Raw genomic sequence first — 14,771 nt, 5'->3', positions numbered from 1 at the left:
CATTCGGCGCGTTCCGCCATCACCATCCAGCCGCAGTGGGGTGGGTTTGCAAGCACGGTCTGCTGGCCGCTCCCGGCTCTGTTTCTGAAGCATTGGGGGTGGCGGGGAAGCATTCGCCCATAGATGTGATACTGGGGGCCTGGACTGCAAGATTCATCAGGCAAAATCATCTAGTCGTTCTTTTATTAATGTAAGCATACGTTCTGCTGCATCGCTTATCGATGTGGCGGCAGGTACCACAGAGGGAAGCGCTATTGCGCGAAGGGCTGCTTCGAGCTGCGAAATAAGCTCGTCTATTGCGGCATCAGCATCGGATGCTTTTATACCTGCCGTGCTCGCGAATGCCTTGAAATCAGAACGGCGTAGGCGATCATCTTTGCCGTTCATCTTAAGGGCCATGCGATCTCTTTCGAGGCGCGGGAATACCCGCGTTGTGACGGCATCATAAAGAGGGGCCATCCTGACGGAACTGAAGCGTGCGCTGCCGGGCTCGGCGATTTTCAAAAGGGCCATGTTCTTCAGATGCATGTCGCCGTCCGCGATGAACCATGCGAACAGTGATCGCTTGAGAAGAAGCAGAACATCTTCGTCGGGAGAGGTCGATAGTGGGCGTATTGCCCGCGCTATGCGTTCCATCGTGCCGTCGTATTTGGCGCGGGTGGGGACATCCAGGACCGAACAGAAATCCTCCATGGCCAGGAGCTCTGTGTCTTTCTTGCTGGTGCGTATATCGAAGCGCTCAACCAGCAGAGCGGGCGGCATCCCGTCCGGCATAGGGATGAGCGCCATTGCTGGTGTCCTGAACCCGAGAGCCGCTGCCAAGGTGAGCGATTGCCATTCAATCACAGGCAAAGCCTCAAAGCCGCTTGTGCCCGCGGGCTTGAGGATGTGGGTGAACGGAGTGGTTATGCTGGGTGAAAGCGAGCCATCACCATCGAGAAACATCGGGGCTTTGATTTGTACACCGGATAGGCGTGGTGTTTCGGCGTTTGCGAATATCTGCGCCAGGTTTTGCTCGAAACTCTTCTCGATATGGTCGCGGCCGGGGCCCGCGTAGCGGCCCGTGAAAACTCCGCCTTCTAAGTAGGATGATAGGCGCGTTTGCAGAATGTCGGATGGCAGAGCTGCCAGTTCACTACGCTTTTCTACGATGGTTATGTTGGACATGTAACGCCTGCCGGATCGCAGCATGGCACGCTCGTCGCGGTCGTTTAAGACGGACTCCAGCCACCCCTCGGGAAGAAGGGACAGGATAAACGGAGGCAATTTGCCGGGTGTCGTTTGCCGGACAAGAGGGGGGCCATTTTCTTCCGTTTGTTTCCATCGCCACTCGAAGCCGTCGTGAGCGAGATTGCCTACAGGATTGCCGTGCCATGCCACGATCAGATCAAGCGCTGCCTCGTTACGCGCAGGAGCCGTTGCCGGGCGGCGCAAGAAGTACCTCTCTGCGGCTTCGCCCTCCCGGTACCACTGATTTTGGCGAGCGAGCGCCCAGACCGCATCAGCGGCACCTTGAGCATTTCCATGTTCTTCTATGAGCCTGCTTGCGATGGCTGCTCGTGACGTGTCGTCGATCGAGGCTGCATGCTCGCTACGCAGTCGGAAGGCTTCGAGAAAGCGTTGCCGCATGGACGAAACATTGACACGAAACTCTCCCATGCCGTCGTCGATGATGGCTTGGGCAACAGACGGATGCTCGGGAGCCTCGTTCTGAATGATCTCCAGCGTACGGAGCCTCGTGCGCTGTTTACGTCGGCCACTCAGGAAAAGACGTCCGTCACGCGTCGGGCCGAGCGCGACCGCACTGACAGCGGAGAGGTAAGTCTGAGGGTAGAGATAGTGAGCGATACGGACAGCGTGCTTGATGACCGTGGCGTCGATGTCGTCATCCGCGTCAACGTAAATGCCCCGCATCACTTGCACGAGTTTCCCCGTCTCAGCCATGTAATGACTGCGGGTCTTGTCGAGCGTTTCGCCTACCAAGTGAAGGGGCATTTTGTAACTTTCGCGCACCTCAGGTACGACAAAGTTAGCATAGCTCCCACATGAAAGCCAGGAGAATTATAACTTTCCCGTACCTGAGGTGCGCGAAAGTTATAATTTTCCTAGGTCGTCAGGTTACGATTTCAGATTTTATCTAATAAAACATTGTGATAAACGAAGGTGCTTATCGCGACGTCATGCAACTATCGTCCCGCACGGGCCGATTTAGGGATTATGACTGGTTCGAATGGACATAATCCCGATCGGGCTGTTTTGTGGTCTCGTCCAACTGTTGAACACAGGCAGGCTGATGCAGGCGTAAAGCTGATGGCTGTTCGGACAATCCGTAGGCCATCAGCTTTACAAGCGAGAGGACTGGGCTTCGCTTGTTTCCGCAGCTTTCCAAAAAGGCGTGTCGTAGACGTCTATCGGTGTAGCGTTACACTCGGGGCAATGCCACATATTTGCAGCCATCCGCGCCCCGCTAACGACAGCATCGCAGTGAAGATATCGGCCTCACGACGGCTGTTGCCTTCAACGAAAACGAAATGCCGGACGGCGGCATAGACTTCCCCGGCAAACATCCCGGCCGGCCCCCAAAGGGATCCGCCTAGCCACTGGACTGTTTTTACTCCGCCCGCACCAGTATTATGCCGGCGCTCCATGGCCTAATTTGTCACCGCCGCGCACACCTTCAACCGCTTTTCGCCATGAAGGTTGATTACGTTGTTCATCTGCGCTCCCTGGCGGCCACGATATTCGATCAGGGCGAGAAGTCGGTTGCCGAAATCAATACAGGCGCACGTGGGATCGATCCCGATCCCGGCGCCGGTACCGCGGCGATAAGGGCGGTGCTGACCTGCTCAGGGGTGGAAACGCCTGCCTTGATGCATGCAGCAATTACCCGCCCGCGCTGCCATGTTCCTTGTGATTGGCAAACAGGAAGTCGGTCGCCTGCGACACCGAGGAGATCAGGCTGTAGCCGTCCGGTCATCGTAGATCACCAAGGCATTCTGAAGTTCTGGCTGTTCATCGCGGACCCGTAGAAATTTCCGACATGCGTGCTCTGCAGTTGCAGGACGTTCAGCGGACGGCTCAGTGCATTTGGTGCCTGAGCTTCGTTTCAGTCACCCTGCGACGCGAGCCGTCGGTATCACCCTGCCTTCGGCGTCGCGCTTCGTCGGGTCGCGCAGCTAATTTTGTGGATTTGAAACGTGTCGCCACCACGGGCGGTTTTCCCAGCAGCATGTCGTAGAATTTCGTTACTGCGAGCCGACAATAGAGATAGGTGGAGGGCATTTCATTATCCTTCCCTGTTGGAATTCGGCGTTTGTCCTGTCCCTGTTTCGCGCTTGTGCCGGGTCGATCCGGCTATGCGCGCTTGCGTCGGACCGGTCGCTTCTGGGGGGGCGGCGTATTTGTGTTCGTTGTTTCCGTGGCAAGTCTTGCCAGCCTCAGCCGTTCGGTCTTCTGTTCCCGTAGGGCCGCTTCACCGTCGATGATATGGCGGGCCGCCCTGGTGGTGGCATCCTGCTTCGTTTCGATGGCGGTCGGCTTGGGCTTGAATATCCCTTGCGGCATTTCGAGGTGTCGCATGTGCGGATCTCCAGTCATAAAAAGAAAAAAAGGCCGGGACATACCCGACCTCTCTCATCTGCGCTCTGCGGCCAGTGCCAGTACATCCGTGGTCAAAGGCCAGCGCAATCAGTTACGCAGCTTGCAGGTTCTCGGCTGCGCTCTTGCCGCTGCGGTTGTCCTTCACGAGGTCGAAGCTAAGCTTCTGGCCCTCGACGAGCGAGCGCATGCCGGACCGTTCTACCGCCGAGATGTGGACGAATACGTCCGGCTGGCCGTTGCTAAGCTCGATGAATCCGAAGCCCTTGGTCGCGTTGAAGAACTTTACTGTTCCAGTATTCATGACGATTTCCTTTCAATCATCCATAGGTAATTGTTTGCCGTGCAAGGTGCACGACAAACGGATCAGATCGATTTTGAGAGGAGAAGATCGCCGAAAACGCAGTGCGCGTTAGAAACAAAGTTCGACAGCCAAGACCGATACTTGCAACATAAACCAATACGGTGTTCGAAACAAGGCGCGGCCCGGATTAATCTTGGAAGGCCACGATCGATGATCTTGCGGCGTCGCTCCCGACCCGGCCGGCCGACGGGGCCATTTACAGCCGATGGTGGCCAAGGCGCCGGCTTGGAGCACCCGCGCGCAACCATTTGTCACGCCCGCTCTTTCTGTGCTGCCAATTCCGGCGCGGCGGAGGATCACCTCGAGGAAACGAAAGGGGAAATCAAGAAACTCGAACAAGTGTTCAAGTCGATCGGCAAGAAGGCTTCCGGAGAGAAATGCGAGGCCATCGGGGGCCTCATCAAGGGGGCCGACGGCCTGATGCAAGAAGCGTCGGAGACTGCTCTCGATGCCGGCCTGCTGGCTGGCTGCTGGGCGGTCGAGCACACCAGATTTCCCGGTACGCTCGTTGCGCGAATGGGCCAGCGGCCTGGCACGACGAGGCGCATAAGCTGCTCAGCGAATTCTCGACCAAGAAAAGGCGACCAACAACAAACTTACCAACCTCGCGGTGACGTCGGTGAACAAGGTGCCTTGACTGCAGACGGGCGGGCTGCGAATTCTGGACGAATTGTCTCGCTATCAATGCCGCAATGCCCTATGGACGGCGATGCAAAGTCCCAAATTCGCTCTGCCGGTAACCGTTCGGGCCGACGCGCACGGCGCCGAGACGGTAATTTCTGACGTCTACGAATGCTCGTCGTTTCTGCTTCGGGCTTGGTCCGGCAAACGGGGGCCGGCGCATCGCGCGGCCCTGCAGGCCTGCCACGACGCCAGCGCGGACAAGAAGCCGATATCAACCGTTCGGCGCGCGTTTGCCCTGGCTGCGCGCGAAGCAGGTATTCTCGTCGGCCAGTGAAGGGCTAGCATCGAGGGTGATCACCTCCTGCGCGGCGCCTTAGCTGCGGCTTCCGGTTTGATCCTGATGCGCAGCGCTCCCCCGGCGGGATGGTCGATCTCGAAGGCATTCGTCTTGCGCACTAGGTCGCTCAGCTTGCGAAAGCCGAAGGTGCGAGGATCGAAATCGGAAGCCAGATTGGCAAGCTGGGTGCCGACCACCCCGAGCGGCACCCACCCGTCCTCACTCTCCATTTGAGCGATGATCTTCCGGATGACCGGCACGGCGGCGGCGGAAGGCTGCAGCGGCTTTGTAACCGGCGTTACCTCGGGCTCATTCACGGATGCGGAGGGCAGCAGGTTCTCGGTATAGATAAACCGCCGGCAAGCCTGCCGGAAGCTTTCGGGCGTCTTCTGTTCGCCGAAACCGAACACGTCGGTGCCCTGCTCGCGGATTCGAGCGGCCAGCCGGGTGAAATCGCTGTCGGAGGAAACCAGGCAGAAGCCGTCGAACCGGCCGCTGTGGAGGAGATCCATCGCATCAATGACGAGGGTGATATCCGAGGCGTTCTTGCCTGTGGTGTACGCGAACTGCTGCTGGGGAATGATCGCATGCCTCGACAACACGTCGGCCCAGGCCTTCGAACGGGCGCTGGAGAAGTCGCCATAAATCCGGCGGACGCTGGCCTCGCCGATCTTGGCGATCTCCTCGAACAGGCCGTCGGCGATCTTTGCCGAGGCGTTGTCGGCGTCGATCAGAACCGCGAGACGCGGTGAGCGGGATTCGGACGGCATCCTACGTTCCCTTATGCTGTTCTCTGCTTGAAATCGATCACCTGCGCCTTCTGCTGCAGTCCGGTCGCCACGACGGATACCCTGAATTTTCCTTCCATGGCCAGGTCGAATATAGCGCCGACGATGATGTTGGCATCGGCATCGACTTCCTCCCGGATGCGGGTTGCCGCCTCGTCGACCTCGAACAGCGTCATGTCCAGGCCGCCCGAGATCGACACGAGAACTCCTCTTGCGCCGCCCATCGACGCCTCGTCCAGGAGCGGGTTCGCAATCGCCGCCTCGGCCGCCTCCTTAGCCCGGCCTTCTCCCGATGATTCCCCGGTACCCATCATCGCCCGACCCATGCCGCGCATCACCGCGCGGACGTCGGCGAAGTCGAGGTTGATCAGCCCCTCCTTCACGATGAGGTCGGTGATGCAACCGACCCCGGCATGGAGCACGCGGTCGGCCATGGCGAAGGCGTCTGCGAAGCTCGTCCTGGCGTCGGCTATCTTGAACAGATTCTGGTTTGGGATGACGATCACCGAGTCCGCGTGTTCTCGAAGCCGCTCAATGCCTTCTTCCGCCGACTGCATCCGGCGCTTGCCCTCAAAGACGAACGGCTTTGTGACGACGGCCACGGTGAGAATGCCGGCTTGGCGCGCGGCTTGCGCGATAACGGGAGCGGCGCCCGTTCCCGTGCCACCTCCCATGCCTGCGGTTACAAAGCACATATGCGTTCCCGCAAGATGGTCCATGATCTCGTCGATCGACTCCTGCGCGGCCGCATCGCCGACATCCGGCATCGAACCGGCTCCAAGCCCTTCCGTGACGCTGGCGCCCAGTTGAATCAGCCGCGACGCCTTCGACATGGCAAGAGCCTGCGCGTCCGTATTTGCGACGATGAATTCCGCACCCTGCAGCCCAGCGGCGATCATGTTATTAACGGCATTGCCGCCACCCCCGCCAACGCCGATCACGGTGATCCGGGGCTTCATTTCGGTGACTGCCGGTCTGGTGTTCATTGTCGTCTTCCTTCTAGAGGCTCGCCTTGCCGGTTCGAGACCACGAGCCGCGAATCAGGGCAACACCCGCCGCAAGCAGGGAACCAGACCACGACCTGCCTCGCAAGGACTCGGCCGGAATGGTCGTGATGTCGAGGCACATGCGTTTCGAACTTTTCCTTGCCCGCCGCTCTTACAATTCCCCCGGAAGAAAAACAAAGCGGACACGCCTTTCTTGCAACTCATTGAAGTGCATGGATAAGCTTCGTTGATCTAGCGGATTTGGCTTGCGCGGTGTCAGAGACCCCGCCAATTTTCCGAATTTCGATAGCAATATGGTCGGGCCGATTGGGCGTGACCCGCCGCATCTATTCAAAGCCTTGTATCGACTCCTCGCGCTAATTGCGCACGGACCTGACAGGCTGAATGTCATCTGGGGTTCGGATAGCAGCGCCTCGGAAGAATGGCAGTCATGGACAGCCGCAGCATGCAGCAGGTCGTTCACTTCCTGTCGGCTTTTTCGCTGCCGGGGTTCGACACGCCCCAGCAAAGCGGCACTGGAGCACGACCGAAAGCAATCATGAACGCGACAAGCTTCATGCGCCGAAACCCCCGCCCGCTCCGCCACGAGGCAGCAACCCACCTATGCGCCGGGCCAGGCCGTCAGGTTGAAGGGCAACTTCGGCACCCTCCCGAAGACCGCGGAAATCCCCGGCATGCTTCCTCCAAGGGCGAACTTCTCCGCATTATCCAATCCGCAACAACGAGGAGCGCCATGAGACGTTGACCACGCACGACAGCCTCGACCCGGTGCACGTATCGCGAGGTGGCGAAAACGCAAAGCTCCTCGAAAGAACGTTCCGCCATGGCCAAGGGACAAAACGCAGCAATCCCGAGATCCGGAAACTCAAACAGGCAAAGGCGCCGGCAAAAGCTGATATCCTTTTAGGCAGCCAGCGCAGGCCCGAAGCGAATGCTGGCGCCCCGCGCGAAAGAACAGGAACTGACGGCCGGTAAGGTTCCGGCGGGATCGCCGTGCGTGGGTTGTGCCGTTTCACGCCGATATAAGAAGAAAGGACATCACCATGAATATTCAAGAAAGCGAGCAACGCGCCCCGATGGGTTCCAGGCACGAAGCAGGATGCGATCGGCATGACACCGGGGATCATCAACATGACCATCGGGTTGAGCGAGACGGTTCCTGGAGCATCTATCGCGTTTTCATGGGGATTCCTGCGAAAATCCAGGCCTATTACCTGACCGGGCCGAGCCGCGGCCATGCCACCGAAGGAACGTTATCGCTCAATCGTCGCAATTAGGCGCGGCGGCACGATCGCGTGCTGTGACGCTCGACTCTCCTAATTCAAGCCGGAGCTTCGACGACGTGCGCAACGCGGTCCGCTTCATCGGCCACGATCCGTGTTCGAAGTGTGCTTCTTTGTCGAAGCTGATGCGCTGGCAGTATCTGGTGCAAAGCCTGGCGCGAGAGGCGCAAGGGAGACCGCGTTTCTTGCCGCGTTCGGCCGAGCCCGTGCTCCCATTCACGAGGCAGCCCGCAAGCTTTACGCGCGCGGCAGACAAACCAATTATGTCACAACGGCCGGCGATTTACGCTGATACCCAGCCTCGCGTCATCTATCTCGCCAGAGGTTCGCGCGCCGCGCTTGTCGGGCTTGGCTTCCTCCCGATTATCTGGAGGGTGGCAGAGCAAGCCCGGCCACAGCACTCAGCGCTGTTCGTACGACCGGAAATTCCTGCTCTCTATATCAATGATCTCGCCGCAGTTCGGGCATTCCATCTGTGTGTGGGCACGAATCCAGCCGACGCGTGTCCTGGCCTTGTGGTGGCAACGCGGGCACTCCACGTCGATCTCGAAGTCGTCCGTCTCGCGCTTTGTCATCGCAGCCCAATTCCATTCTGCACCGGGTCAGCTTTCGTCGGCAACGGCTTATTGCGCGTCATCCTGGTCCGTGGGTGGGGGCTTCCCTTTTACTGCCTTCGCGGCCAGCTTCGCTTCTTTCTTGGCAACCTTTGCTTTATCTCGTTGACTGCGTTCGTATCGATAATTCGGCTTCATCGCCATTCGAGCGCTCCGTCTGGTTAAGTGGCATACTTCAATAGGGAGATGCCCGGGACAGCGGATCTCATTGCCGCCAACGCCGGCTGACGCCGTCAGAAATCAGTGCTGATGTCCGTAGATCTCAACCATGTGACCGTAGCTGATAGCGGCATCCTTTAGCTCCGCAAGCGGTGCGGTGCTCGTGTCATCGATGCCACCGTCTTCGGCGCAGCGGTTCATCGCGCCTGCCCAAGCCATGCTGTCGTTCCCGGGCCAATGCTCAAACAGGAAGTCCGAAACCTGCTGGACGGACTCGATCAGCGTGAAACCTATCGGGCCGGCTATATAGACGACGATCGGGGATCGAAGTTTGCTTTTAGCCATCGCGCACACTACGCCCTATCGCGCGCAAAGGCGAGAGCGGTGACGGAAACCTGTTCGCAAGAACTTCTCTCGACGTTGACCTGACCTGTATACCAGCCGAGAGGCCACGATCCTGTAAGTTCGGCAATTCGCCACCGCGAGCCTGATATGCTCACGTTCTGTAACCTGATCGACTTCATAATAGTCGATCCGTTGCCAGCCATGATTGGCGATTTCGTGGCCGCCTACTACGAGCGCCAAGGCGGCACGAGGGTTCCGTTTCAATGCCATCGCAACAGCGAAAGCTGTGAATTTGAGGCGCCGATCATCGAACAGCTTGAGCAATCGCCAAAAACCCGCCCGGCTCCCACACTGATACAGGGATTCAATTGTCAGGCCGCGGGAATTTTCGGGAGGCGGCGGCGGGGGATTGAGTCACTGTCGTCGCATGACGGCTCGGGCGCTATGGCCTGAACGAAATGCGAAATCCAAAGATGCCATACCTGGCATCCGCGACCGTCGACGCGCCTAGTATCCCATCCCGCCCATGCCGCCGTTTCCGGCCGCTGGCGCGGAATCCTTCGCAGGCGCGTCGGCAATCATTGCCTCTGCGGTGATCAGCAGCGCCGCGATCGAGCCGGCGTCCTGAAGTGCGGTTCTGACGACCTTTGCGGGATCGACGATGCCTGCTTTGATCATGTCGACATAGGTTTCGGTCTGGGCATCGAAGCCCTGGTTGCGGTCCTTGCTGTCAGTCAGCCTGCCGACGACGATGGAGCCCTCGACCCCGGCGTTCTCGGCGATCTGACGGATCGGCGATTCAAGCGCCCGGCGCACGATCGAGATGCCTGCGGTTATATCGGCATTGTCACTTTCCAAAGACGCCAGCACCGCTCTGGCACGCAGAAGCGCCACGCCTCCCCCCGGCACGATGCCTTCTTCCACAGCCGCGCGGGTGGCGTTCAGCGCGTCGTCGATGCGGTCCTTCTTCTCCTTGACCTCTGTCTCGGTCACGCCGCCGACCCGGATCACCGCGACGCCCCCGGCGAGCTTCGCCAGACGCTCCTGGAGCTTCTCCTTGTCATAGTCCGAGGTTGTTTCCTCGATCTGCGCCTTGATCTGGGTGATGCGTGTAGCGATTCCGGCCTTGTCGCCTGCGCCATCGATGACTGTGGTGGTGTCCTTCTCGATCTCGACCCGTTTGGCGCGGCCGAGCATGTCGAGCGTGACGTTCTCCAGCTTGATGCCAAGATCTTCGGAAATCATCTGACCGGCGGTCAGCACGGCGATATCCTCCAGCATGGCCTTGCGGCGGTCGCCGAATCCGGGCGCCTTGACGGCCGCGACCTTGAGACCGCCGCGCAGCTTGTTGACGACCAGGGTGGCCAGCGCCTCACCCTCGACGTCTTCGGAGATGATCAGCAGCGGCTTGCCGCTTTGCACGACCGCCTCAAGGATCGGTAGCAGGGTCTGAAGATTGCCGAGCTTCTTCTCGTGCAGAAGGATGTAGGGCTCCTCCAGTTCCACGCGCATCTTCTCGGTGTTGGTGACGAAGTAGGGGGACAGGTAGCCGCGGTCGAACTGCATTCCCTCGACCACGGCGAGTTCGGTCTCTGCCGTCCTGGCTTCCTCAACGGTGATGACCCCCTCGTTGCCCACCTTGTCCATCGCTTTGGCGATCATCTCACCGACGGTCGCATCGCCATTGGCGGCAATGGTGCCGACCTGCGCGATCTCCTCGGAGGACTTGACCTTCTTCGATTGCGCCAGGATTTCCTTGACGACGGCGGCGACGCCGAGATCAATACCGCGCTTCAGGTCCATCGGGTTCAGGCCGGCAGCAACCAGCTTGGTGCCCTCGCGCAAAAGCGAGGCGGCGAGCACGGTCGCGGTGGTAGTTCCGTCGCCGGCGAGATCGTTGGTCTTCGAAGCGACCTCCCGCACCATCTGCGCGCCCATATTCTCGAACTTGTCGACAAGCTCGATCTCCTTGGCGACCGTGACGCCGTCCTTCGTGATGCGCGGCGCGCCATAGGCCTTGTCGATGACGACGTTGCGGCCCTTGGGTCCAAGCGTCACCTTGACGGCATTGTTGAGAAGTTCGACGCCGCGCAGCATGCGGTCGCGGGCATCAGTGGAGAATTTAATTTCCTTGGCAGACATGATATTTGTCCAGTTCGGTCTTGAGATTCGGGATCGAAGATCAGGCGGCGTTCTTGGCGGCAGTACCAGTCTTCTCGACAATGCCCATGATGTCGGCCTCCTTCATGATCAAGAGGTCCTCACCGTCGATCCTGACCTCGGTGCCAGACCATTTGCCGAACAGGATGTGATCGCCTGCCTTGACGTCGAGGGGAATCAGCTTGCCGCTTTCGTCGCGGGAGCCAGGGCCGACGGCGGCCACCTCGCCTTCCTGTGGCTTCTCCTTCGCGGTGTCGGGAATGATAATGCCACCTTTGGACTTGAGTTCGCCTTCCGCACGTCGAATAACGACGCGGTCATGGAGGGGCCGAAATTTCATGGGGTTCTTTCTGGGGTCGGCGCTTAGGGCGACCACTTCATATACATAACGACTCTGGCACTCGAATGATAGGAGTGCCAAAATTAATTCTTGCGTATTCTAAAATATCTCTCTGACTATCTTAATTAATTTTCAGAAATTATCACTTTTAGAGAGCAGTATTTTTGTTTCAATCGATTGTTTATTTTATGTAAATTGAGATTTTTAATTCGTGATCGTAAATAAAAATCGCTCCGCGCCTTGTTCGCAACTCAATTGAAGCGCATATAAGTGGCTCGTTGATTTGGCCGATTTGGCTTCGCGGTGTCAGAGACCCGCCATTCACCACCGAATTCTCGATAGCGAATGCATCAAGCGCCGTTTCGGCGCACATATCGCTCTGTTCGAACATTGGAATGAACCCCGCCGCTGACCACGGATGTACTGGCAGCAGGGAGGTTCGTTCCGGTTCGAATGGGATGATGCGGGAGGTGCGGTCGCGTGCTCCTGCGGAGGAATCGACCATGACAACGCGCACCACGCAGACCGTCGTCCGGTTCACCGCACCCTTCATGCTGCCCGGCTTCGACGCCGCGCAGCCTGCCGGCGACTATCGCGTGGACCAGGACGAGGAACTTCTGGAGATATCCTCCCGCCTCACCTGGAGACGTGTAGGCGCCTTCATCCACCTGCCGGCCATCGGCATTGATGGCCAGACACATCAGTTGGCGCCGATCGATCCTGTCGATTTCGACGCCGCTCTCGAACAGGATCACCAACAGTCATGACTTCTACGAGCTTCATTCAACGCACCGCCCGCCAGTTCCCGCGTGAGGTTCCGACGCATTTCTTCGCGGTCGGGCAGTCCGTCAAGCTAAAGGGCGGGTTCGCGAGACCCCCTCATGCGGCCGACATTTATCGTATCACCGGCACGCTGCCGCCGCGGGGAGATTCCCTGCAATACCGCATCCGCAACGACGACGAGCGTTATGAACGCGTAACGACTGAAGACAGCCTCGAGCCGGTCGACATATCGCAATCTGGCAGCGGCGCAACGCTCATCGAAAGGACGTTCGGACATGGCTAAAGGACAGAAACGAAGCAATCGCGAGATCAGAAAGCCGAAGCAGGAGAAGGCTCCATCCAAGCCTGAAAGCGGCTTCGGGAACCAGTTAAAGGTTGCTGCAAACGCCAATGGACCTCGTGGCAAGGGCAATCCCTGAGTTCGTGCTGGCCGGAAGGATGGCGATGCATATTGCGATCGAATTCTACCGCATCCGGGACAGGGACGATGCGCATGCCGTTGTCGGTCGGGAGACTGCTGAAGCAGCCAATCTCGACGACGCAATAGAGGTCGCGCGCCTTCTCTCGCAAACGCTCAACATGCCGCAACGACCCGACGCCATGACGATTACCGATGCGGCCGGCGCGGTGCTCTATGCCGGCGCGCTCGAAGCCGAGGTGGCGAACGAAGAAAGGACACGACCATGAACGCTCCCAACAACCACCCGGAGCTGACGGAAAAGACCGCGGACTTCGCCATCGACAGATGGGAAAACGAGGGCGGCGCGCACGGCCATGGCTCCCGGGATCTTCACTATGGCCGCCGTGTTGAGGCGGACCGCTCCTGGACCGTCTATCATGTCTTCACCGGGGTTCCGGCCCGCATCGACGGCAACACGATGATCGGGCTAACCCAGAGGGTTGCGACCGACGGCATGCTGTCCCTCAATCGGCGGAATGATTTGCGACGCCGAGGTGGAGGCAGAGCGATGGCCGGCATCCGGACCGCACAGCGTACGGCAGAGGAATGCCGACGGTGACGCTCGAATTTCCCAATCCGAGCCGCAGCTTCGACGAAGTGCGCAACGCCATTCGCTTCATTGGGCATGACGGCATGTTCGAGGTGCCATTCTTTGTCGAGACCGCAGCGCTGGCAAAGGCCGGCAAGACGCAACTGTCCGAAGCCGACTCCCTGACGGCTTTCGATACGGCGCGCAATGCGATCCACGATGTCGCGCGCGAGGCCTATTCCCATCGCCGCCGGACCACCTATACGCTGACTGCTGCCGATTTCCGGTAGAGGCACAAGTCAATGCTGATCCGCTACGGCTACGAGATCAAGTTGACTTGCCAGCAGCCGACCGCCCTGGTGTGTCTGCTGTCGGTCCACGAAGACCGGGCGGCCGACATAAGGGTGCCGGAGACGACATTCACCACTCCCGATGTGCCCGTATCGGCTTACCGCGATCTGTTCGGCAACCGCTGCCGGAGGCTCGTCGCGCCTGCCGGCGACTTGAGCATGTGGGGCGATGCAACCATCTGGGACGACGGGCAGTTGGACCTGGTCCTGCCTGACGCACGCGAACTCGCGGTCCCGGAACTGCCGGACGATTGTCTCGTCTACCTCATGGGAAGCCGCTACTGCGAGACTGACCGGGTTAGCCAGATGGCGTGGGACCTATTCGGCACGATCCCACCCGGCTGGGGTCGCGTGCAGGCGATCTGCAACTTCGTCCACAACCATATACGCTTTGACTACATGCAGGCCCGATCGACACGCACGGCTTTCGAAACCTTCAATGAACGCGTGGGCGTTTGCCGCGACTTCGCACATCTGGCGATCACGTTTTGCCGGTGCCTCAACATCCCGGCGCGCTATGTCAACGGTCACCTCGGCGACATCGGCGTCCCGGTCGTCGATCCGATGGATTTCAGCGCCTGGATGGAGGTGTTCCTCGACGGCGAGTGGCACACCTTCGATCCGCGCAACAACACGCCGCGGATAGGCAGGATCGTCGTCGCGCGAGGCCGCGACGCGACCGACATTCCGCTGATCAATTCATTCGGTCCACATATCCTGAAAGGTTTTCGGGTGTGGACATATGAAGTGCCGGCTTCAAGCTCGTAACAGCTTCATCGCAGCTTAATTTGTCCACGACGCTGACCGGGAAATCTGAGCGGATGCGAAATTGGGTCCGGTGTTGAGGACAGTCGTCCGGTTTCGGGAGCACCGGCATCTGACCCGAACGACCGGATGCGGGCGCGAAACAGACGAAAGGCATTGAGAACCTAGCAAAACGTCGAGATCAACCGAATGGCGCCAGAAAGAGGGCCCCCGGAACCGGCGTCTTCTGACTTCCTGAAATGGCTGCATGAAACTTTGTCGCGACG

General features: G+C 59.2%; 21 protein-coding genes and 1 pseudogene. 12 read left to right on the top strand and 10 right to left on the bottom strand.

The genetic code is table 11. The annotated features are described in order from the left end of the window. Window positions 1-156: 156 nt before the first annotated feature. The gene (locus tag ACODTY_RS19765) at window positions 157-1,995 is read right to left on the bottom strand and encodes a type II toxin-antitoxin system HipA family toxin (RefSeq protein WP_488995912.1); all 1,839 of its coding nucleotides are present in this window, start codon (window positions 1,993-1,995) and stop codon (window positions 157-159) included. A gap of 698 nt (window positions 1,996-2,693) precedes the next feature. Here ACODTY_RS19765 and ACODTY_RS19760 point away from each other — a divergent pair. Beyond that, a complete protein-coding gene (locus ACODTY_RS19760) occupies window positions 2,694-3,029 on the top strand; it encodes a hypothetical protein (RefSeq protein ID WP_488995911.1) in 336 nt (111 codons plus the stop codon). A 325-nt stretch (window positions 3,030-3,354) separates the two neighbouring features. Here the strand turns inward: ACODTY_RS19760 and ACODTY_RS19755 are convergent, their stop codons facing one another. Further along, window positions 3,355-3,579 carry a hypothetical protein gene (locus ACODTY_RS19755; protein WP_488995910.1) on the bottom strand — a complete coding sequence of 75 codons (225 nt, stop codon included), beginning with the start codon at window positions 3,577-3,579 and terminating at the stop codon, window positions 3,355-3,357. 112 nt (window positions 3,580-3,691) lie between these two features. Further along, window positions 3,692-3,901: a cold-shock protein gene (locus ACODTY_RS19750; RefSeq protein WP_488995909.1), complete on the bottom strand. Its 210-nt coding sequence runs from the start codon at window positions 3,899-3,901 to the stop codon at window positions 3,692-3,694. A gap of 345 nt (window positions 3,902-4,246) precedes the next feature. Here ACODTY_RS19750 and ACODTY_RS19745 point away from each other — a divergent pair. Both ACODTY_RS19745 and ACODTY_RS19740 read left to right on the top strand, forming a co-directional pair. Beyond that, window positions 4,247-4,598, top strand: a pseudogene (locus ACODTY_RS19745) (DUF892 family protein); the annotation flags it as partial. A gap of 72 nt (window positions 4,599-4,670) precedes the next feature. Continuing rightward, a complete protein-coding gene (locus ACODTY_RS19740; protein ID WP_488995908.1) occupies window positions 4,671-4,919 on the top strand; it encodes a DUF982 domain-containing protein in 249 nt (82 codons plus the stop codon). Window positions 4,920-4,939: 20 nt separating this feature from the next. Here the strand turns inward: ACODTY_RS19740 and ACODTY_RS19735 are convergent, their stop codons facing one another. Further along, window positions 4,940-5,692: an NYN domain-containing protein gene (locus tag ACODTY_RS19735; protein ID WP_488995907.1), complete on the bottom strand. Its 753-nt coding sequence runs from the start codon at window positions 5,690-5,692 to the stop codon at window positions 4,940-4,942. A gap of 11 nt (window positions 5,693-5,703) precedes the next feature. Continuing rightward, window positions 5,704-6,696 (bottom strand): cell division protein FtsZ, encoded by a 993-nt coding sequence (ftsZ, locus tag ACODTY_RS19730; RefSeq protein WP_488995906.1) that lies wholly within the window; start codon window positions 6,694-6,696, stop codon window positions 5,704-5,706. A 762-nt stretch (window positions 6,697-7,458) separates the two neighbouring features. Here ftsZ and ACODTY_RS19725 point away from each other — a divergent pair. The 3 genes from ACODTY_RS19725 (at window position 7,459) to ACODTY_RS19715 (ending at window position 8,292) form a co-directional block, all read left to right on the top strand. Then, on the top strand, window positions 7,459-7,692 hold the full coding sequence (locus ACODTY_RS19725; protein WP_488995905.1) for a hypothetical protein: 234 nt from the start codon (window positions 7,459-7,461) through the stop codon (window positions 7,690-7,692). Window positions 7,693-7,760: 68 nt separating this feature from the next. Then, the gene (locus ACODTY_RS19720; protein WP_488995904.1) at window positions 7,761-7,994 is read left to right on the top strand and encodes a hypothetical protein; all 234 of its coding nucleotides are present in this window, start codon (window positions 7,761-7,763) and stop codon (window positions 7,992-7,994) included. Between the two features lie 100 nt (window positions 7,995-8,094). Continuing rightward, complete coding sequence (locus ACODTY_RS19715) at window positions 8,095-8,292, top strand: DUF1488 family protein (RefSeq protein WP_488995903.1); 198 nt, start codon at window positions 8,095-8,097, stop codon at window positions 8,290-8,292. A gap of 562 nt (window positions 8,293-8,854) precedes the next feature. On the opposite strand, the gene ACODTY_RS19710 is transcribed toward ACODTY_RS19715, so the two are convergent. From ACODTY_RS19710 to ACODTY_RS19690, 5 genes are all read right to left on the bottom strand, one after another. Then, window positions 8,855-9,118: a DUF982 domain-containing protein gene (locus ACODTY_RS19710; protein WP_488995902.1), complete on the bottom strand. Its 264-nt coding sequence runs from the start codon at window positions 9,116-9,118 to the stop codon at window positions 8,855-8,857. A gap of 15 nt (window positions 9,119-9,133) precedes the next feature. Further along, window positions 9,134-9,478: a polysaccharide deacetylase family protein gene (locus tag ACODTY_RS19705; RefSeq protein ID WP_488995945.1), complete on the bottom strand. Its 345-nt coding sequence runs from the start codon at window positions 9,476-9,478 to the stop codon at window positions 9,134-9,136. Window positions 9,479-9,625: 147 nt separating this feature from the next. Beyond that, window positions 9,626-11,260 carry a chaperonin GroEL gene (gene groL, locus ACODTY_RS19700; protein WP_488995901.1) on the bottom strand — a complete coding sequence of 545 codons (1,635 nt, stop codon included), beginning with the start codon at window positions 11,258-11,260 and terminating at the stop codon, window positions 9,626-9,628. Between the two features lie 40 nt (window positions 11,261-11,300). Further along, window positions 11,301-11,618, bottom strand: a complete 318-nt coding sequence (locus ACODTY_RS19695; RefSeq protein ID WP_488995900.1) for a co-chaperone GroES — start codon at window positions 11,616-11,618, stop codon at window positions 11,301-11,303. A 181-nt stretch (window positions 11,619-11,799) separates the two neighbouring features. After that, window positions 11,800-12,123: a hypothetical protein gene (locus ACODTY_RS19690; RefSeq protein WP_488995899.1), complete on the bottom strand. Its 324-nt coding sequence runs from the start codon at window positions 12,121-12,123 to the stop codon at window positions 11,800-11,802. On the opposite strand from ACODTY_RS19690, the gene ACODTY_RS19685 reads away from it, so the two are divergent. From ACODTY_RS19685 to ACODTY_RS19660, 6 genes are all read left to right on the top strand, one after another. Next, window positions 12,122-12,385, top strand: coding sequence for a hypothetical protein (locus ACODTY_RS19685; protein ID WP_488995898.1), 264 nt, complete (start codon window positions 12,122-12,124; stop codon window positions 12,383-12,385). The two genes, ACODTY_RS19690 and ACODTY_RS19685, sit on opposite strands and share 2 nt — an antisense overlap. After that, a complete protein-coding gene (locus tag ACODTY_RS19680) occupies window positions 12,382-12,684 on the top strand; it encodes a hypothetical protein (RefSeq protein ID WP_488995897.1) in 303 nt (100 codons plus the stop codon). Before ACODTY_RS19685 ends, ACODTY_RS19680 begins: the two co-directional genes overlap by 4 nt. 161 nt (window positions 12,685-12,845) lie before the next feature. Next, the gene (locus ACODTY_RS19675; protein ID WP_488995896.1) at window positions 12,846-13,088 is read left to right on the top strand and encodes a hypothetical protein; all 243 of its coding nucleotides are present in this window, start codon (window positions 12,846-12,848) and stop codon (window positions 13,086-13,088) included. Beyond that, window positions 13,085-13,420, top strand: a complete 336-nt coding sequence (locus ACODTY_RS19670) for a hypothetical protein (protein WP_488995895.1) — start codon at window positions 13,085-13,087, stop codon at window positions 13,418-13,420. Before ACODTY_RS19675 ends, ACODTY_RS19670 begins: the two co-directional genes overlap by 4 nt. After that, window positions 13,417-13,680 carry a DUF1488 family protein gene (locus ACODTY_RS19665; protein ID WP_488995894.1) on the top strand — a complete coding sequence of 88 codons (264 nt, stop codon included), beginning with the start codon at window positions 13,417-13,419 and terminating at the stop codon, window positions 13,678-13,680. The genes ACODTY_RS19670 and ACODTY_RS19665 overlap by 4 nt, the downstream gene beginning before the upstream one ends. A 12-nt stretch (window positions 13,681-13,692) precedes the next feature. Further along, window positions 13,693-14,508, top strand: coding sequence for a transglutaminase-like domain-containing protein (locus ACODTY_RS19660; protein ID WP_488995893.1), 816 nt, complete (start codon window positions 13,693-13,695; stop codon window positions 14,506-14,508). Window positions 14,509-14,771 lie beyond the last annotated feature (263 nt).

The organism is Mesorhizobium sp. FG116 (assembly GCF_057809835.1).
This window is presented reverse-complemented; position numbering and strand designations above follow the sequence as displayed.

Coding starts and splice junctions, on each gene's coding strand:
- ACODTY_RS19695 (WP_488995900.1), bottom strand. CDS start 11,618: ATGAAATTTCGGCCCCTCCATGACCGCGTCGTTATTCGACGTGCGGAA.
- ACODTY_RS19710 (WP_488995902.1), bottom strand. CDS start 9,118: ATGGCTAAAAGCAAACTTCGATCCCCGATCGTCGTCTATATAGCCGGC.
- ACODTY_RS19675 (WP_488995896.1), top strand. CDS start 12,846: ATGCATATTGCGATCGAATTCTACCGCATCCGGGACAGGGACGATGCG.
- ACODTY_RS19690 (WP_488995899.1), bottom strand. CDS start 12,123: ATGGTCGATTCCTCCGCAGGAGCACGCGACCGCACCTCCCGCATCATC.
- ACODTY_RS19685 (WP_488995898.1), top strand. CDS start 12,122: ATGACAACGCGCACCACGCAGACCGTCGTCCGGTTCACCGCACCCTTC.
- ACODTY_RS19765 (WP_488995912.1), bottom strand. CDS start 1,995: ATGCCCCTTCACTTGGTAGGCGAAACGCTCGACAAGACCCGCAGTCAT.
- ACODTY_RS19750 (WP_488995909.1), bottom strand. CDS start 3,901: ATGAATACTGGAACAGTAAAGTTCTTCAACGCGACCAAGGGCTTCGGA.
- ACODTY_RS19720 (WP_488995904.1), top strand. CDS start 7,761: ATGAATATTCAAGAAAGCGAGCAACGCGCCCCGATGGGTTCCAGGCAC.
- ACODTY_RS19760 (WP_488995911.1), top strand. CDS start 2,694: ATGAAGGTTGATTACGTTGTTCATCTGCGCTCCCTGGCGGCCACGATA.
- ACODTY_RS19670 (WP_488995895.1), top strand. CDS start 13,085: ATGAACGCTCCCAACAACCACCCGGAGCTGACGGAAAAGACCGCGGAC.
- ACODTY_RS19740 (WP_488995908.1), top strand. CDS start 4,671: ATGCAAAGTCCCAAATTCGCTCTGCCGGTAACCGTTCGGGCCGACGCG.
- ftsZ (WP_488995906.1), bottom strand. CDS start 6,696: ATGAACACCAGACCGGCAGTCACCGAAATGAAGCCCCGGATCACCGTG.
- ACODTY_RS19660 (WP_488995893.1), top strand. CDS start 13,693: ATGCTGATCCGCTACGGCTACGAGATCAAGTTGACTTGCCAGCAGCCG.
- ACODTY_RS19755 (WP_488995910.1), bottom strand. CDS start 3,579: ATGCGACACCTCGAAATGCCGCAAGGGATATTCAAGCCCAAGCCGACC.
- ACODTY_RS19680 (WP_488995897.1), top strand. CDS start 12,382: ATGACTTCTACGAGCTTCATTCAACGCACCGCCCGCCAGTTCCCGCGT.
- ACODTY_RS19735 (WP_488995907.1), bottom strand. CDS start 5,692: ATGCCGTCCGAATCCCGCTCACCGCGTCTCGCGGTTCTGATCGACGCC.
- groL (WP_488995901.1), bottom strand. CDS start 11,260: ATGTCTGCCAAGGAAATTAAATTCTCCACTGATGCCCGCGACCGCATG.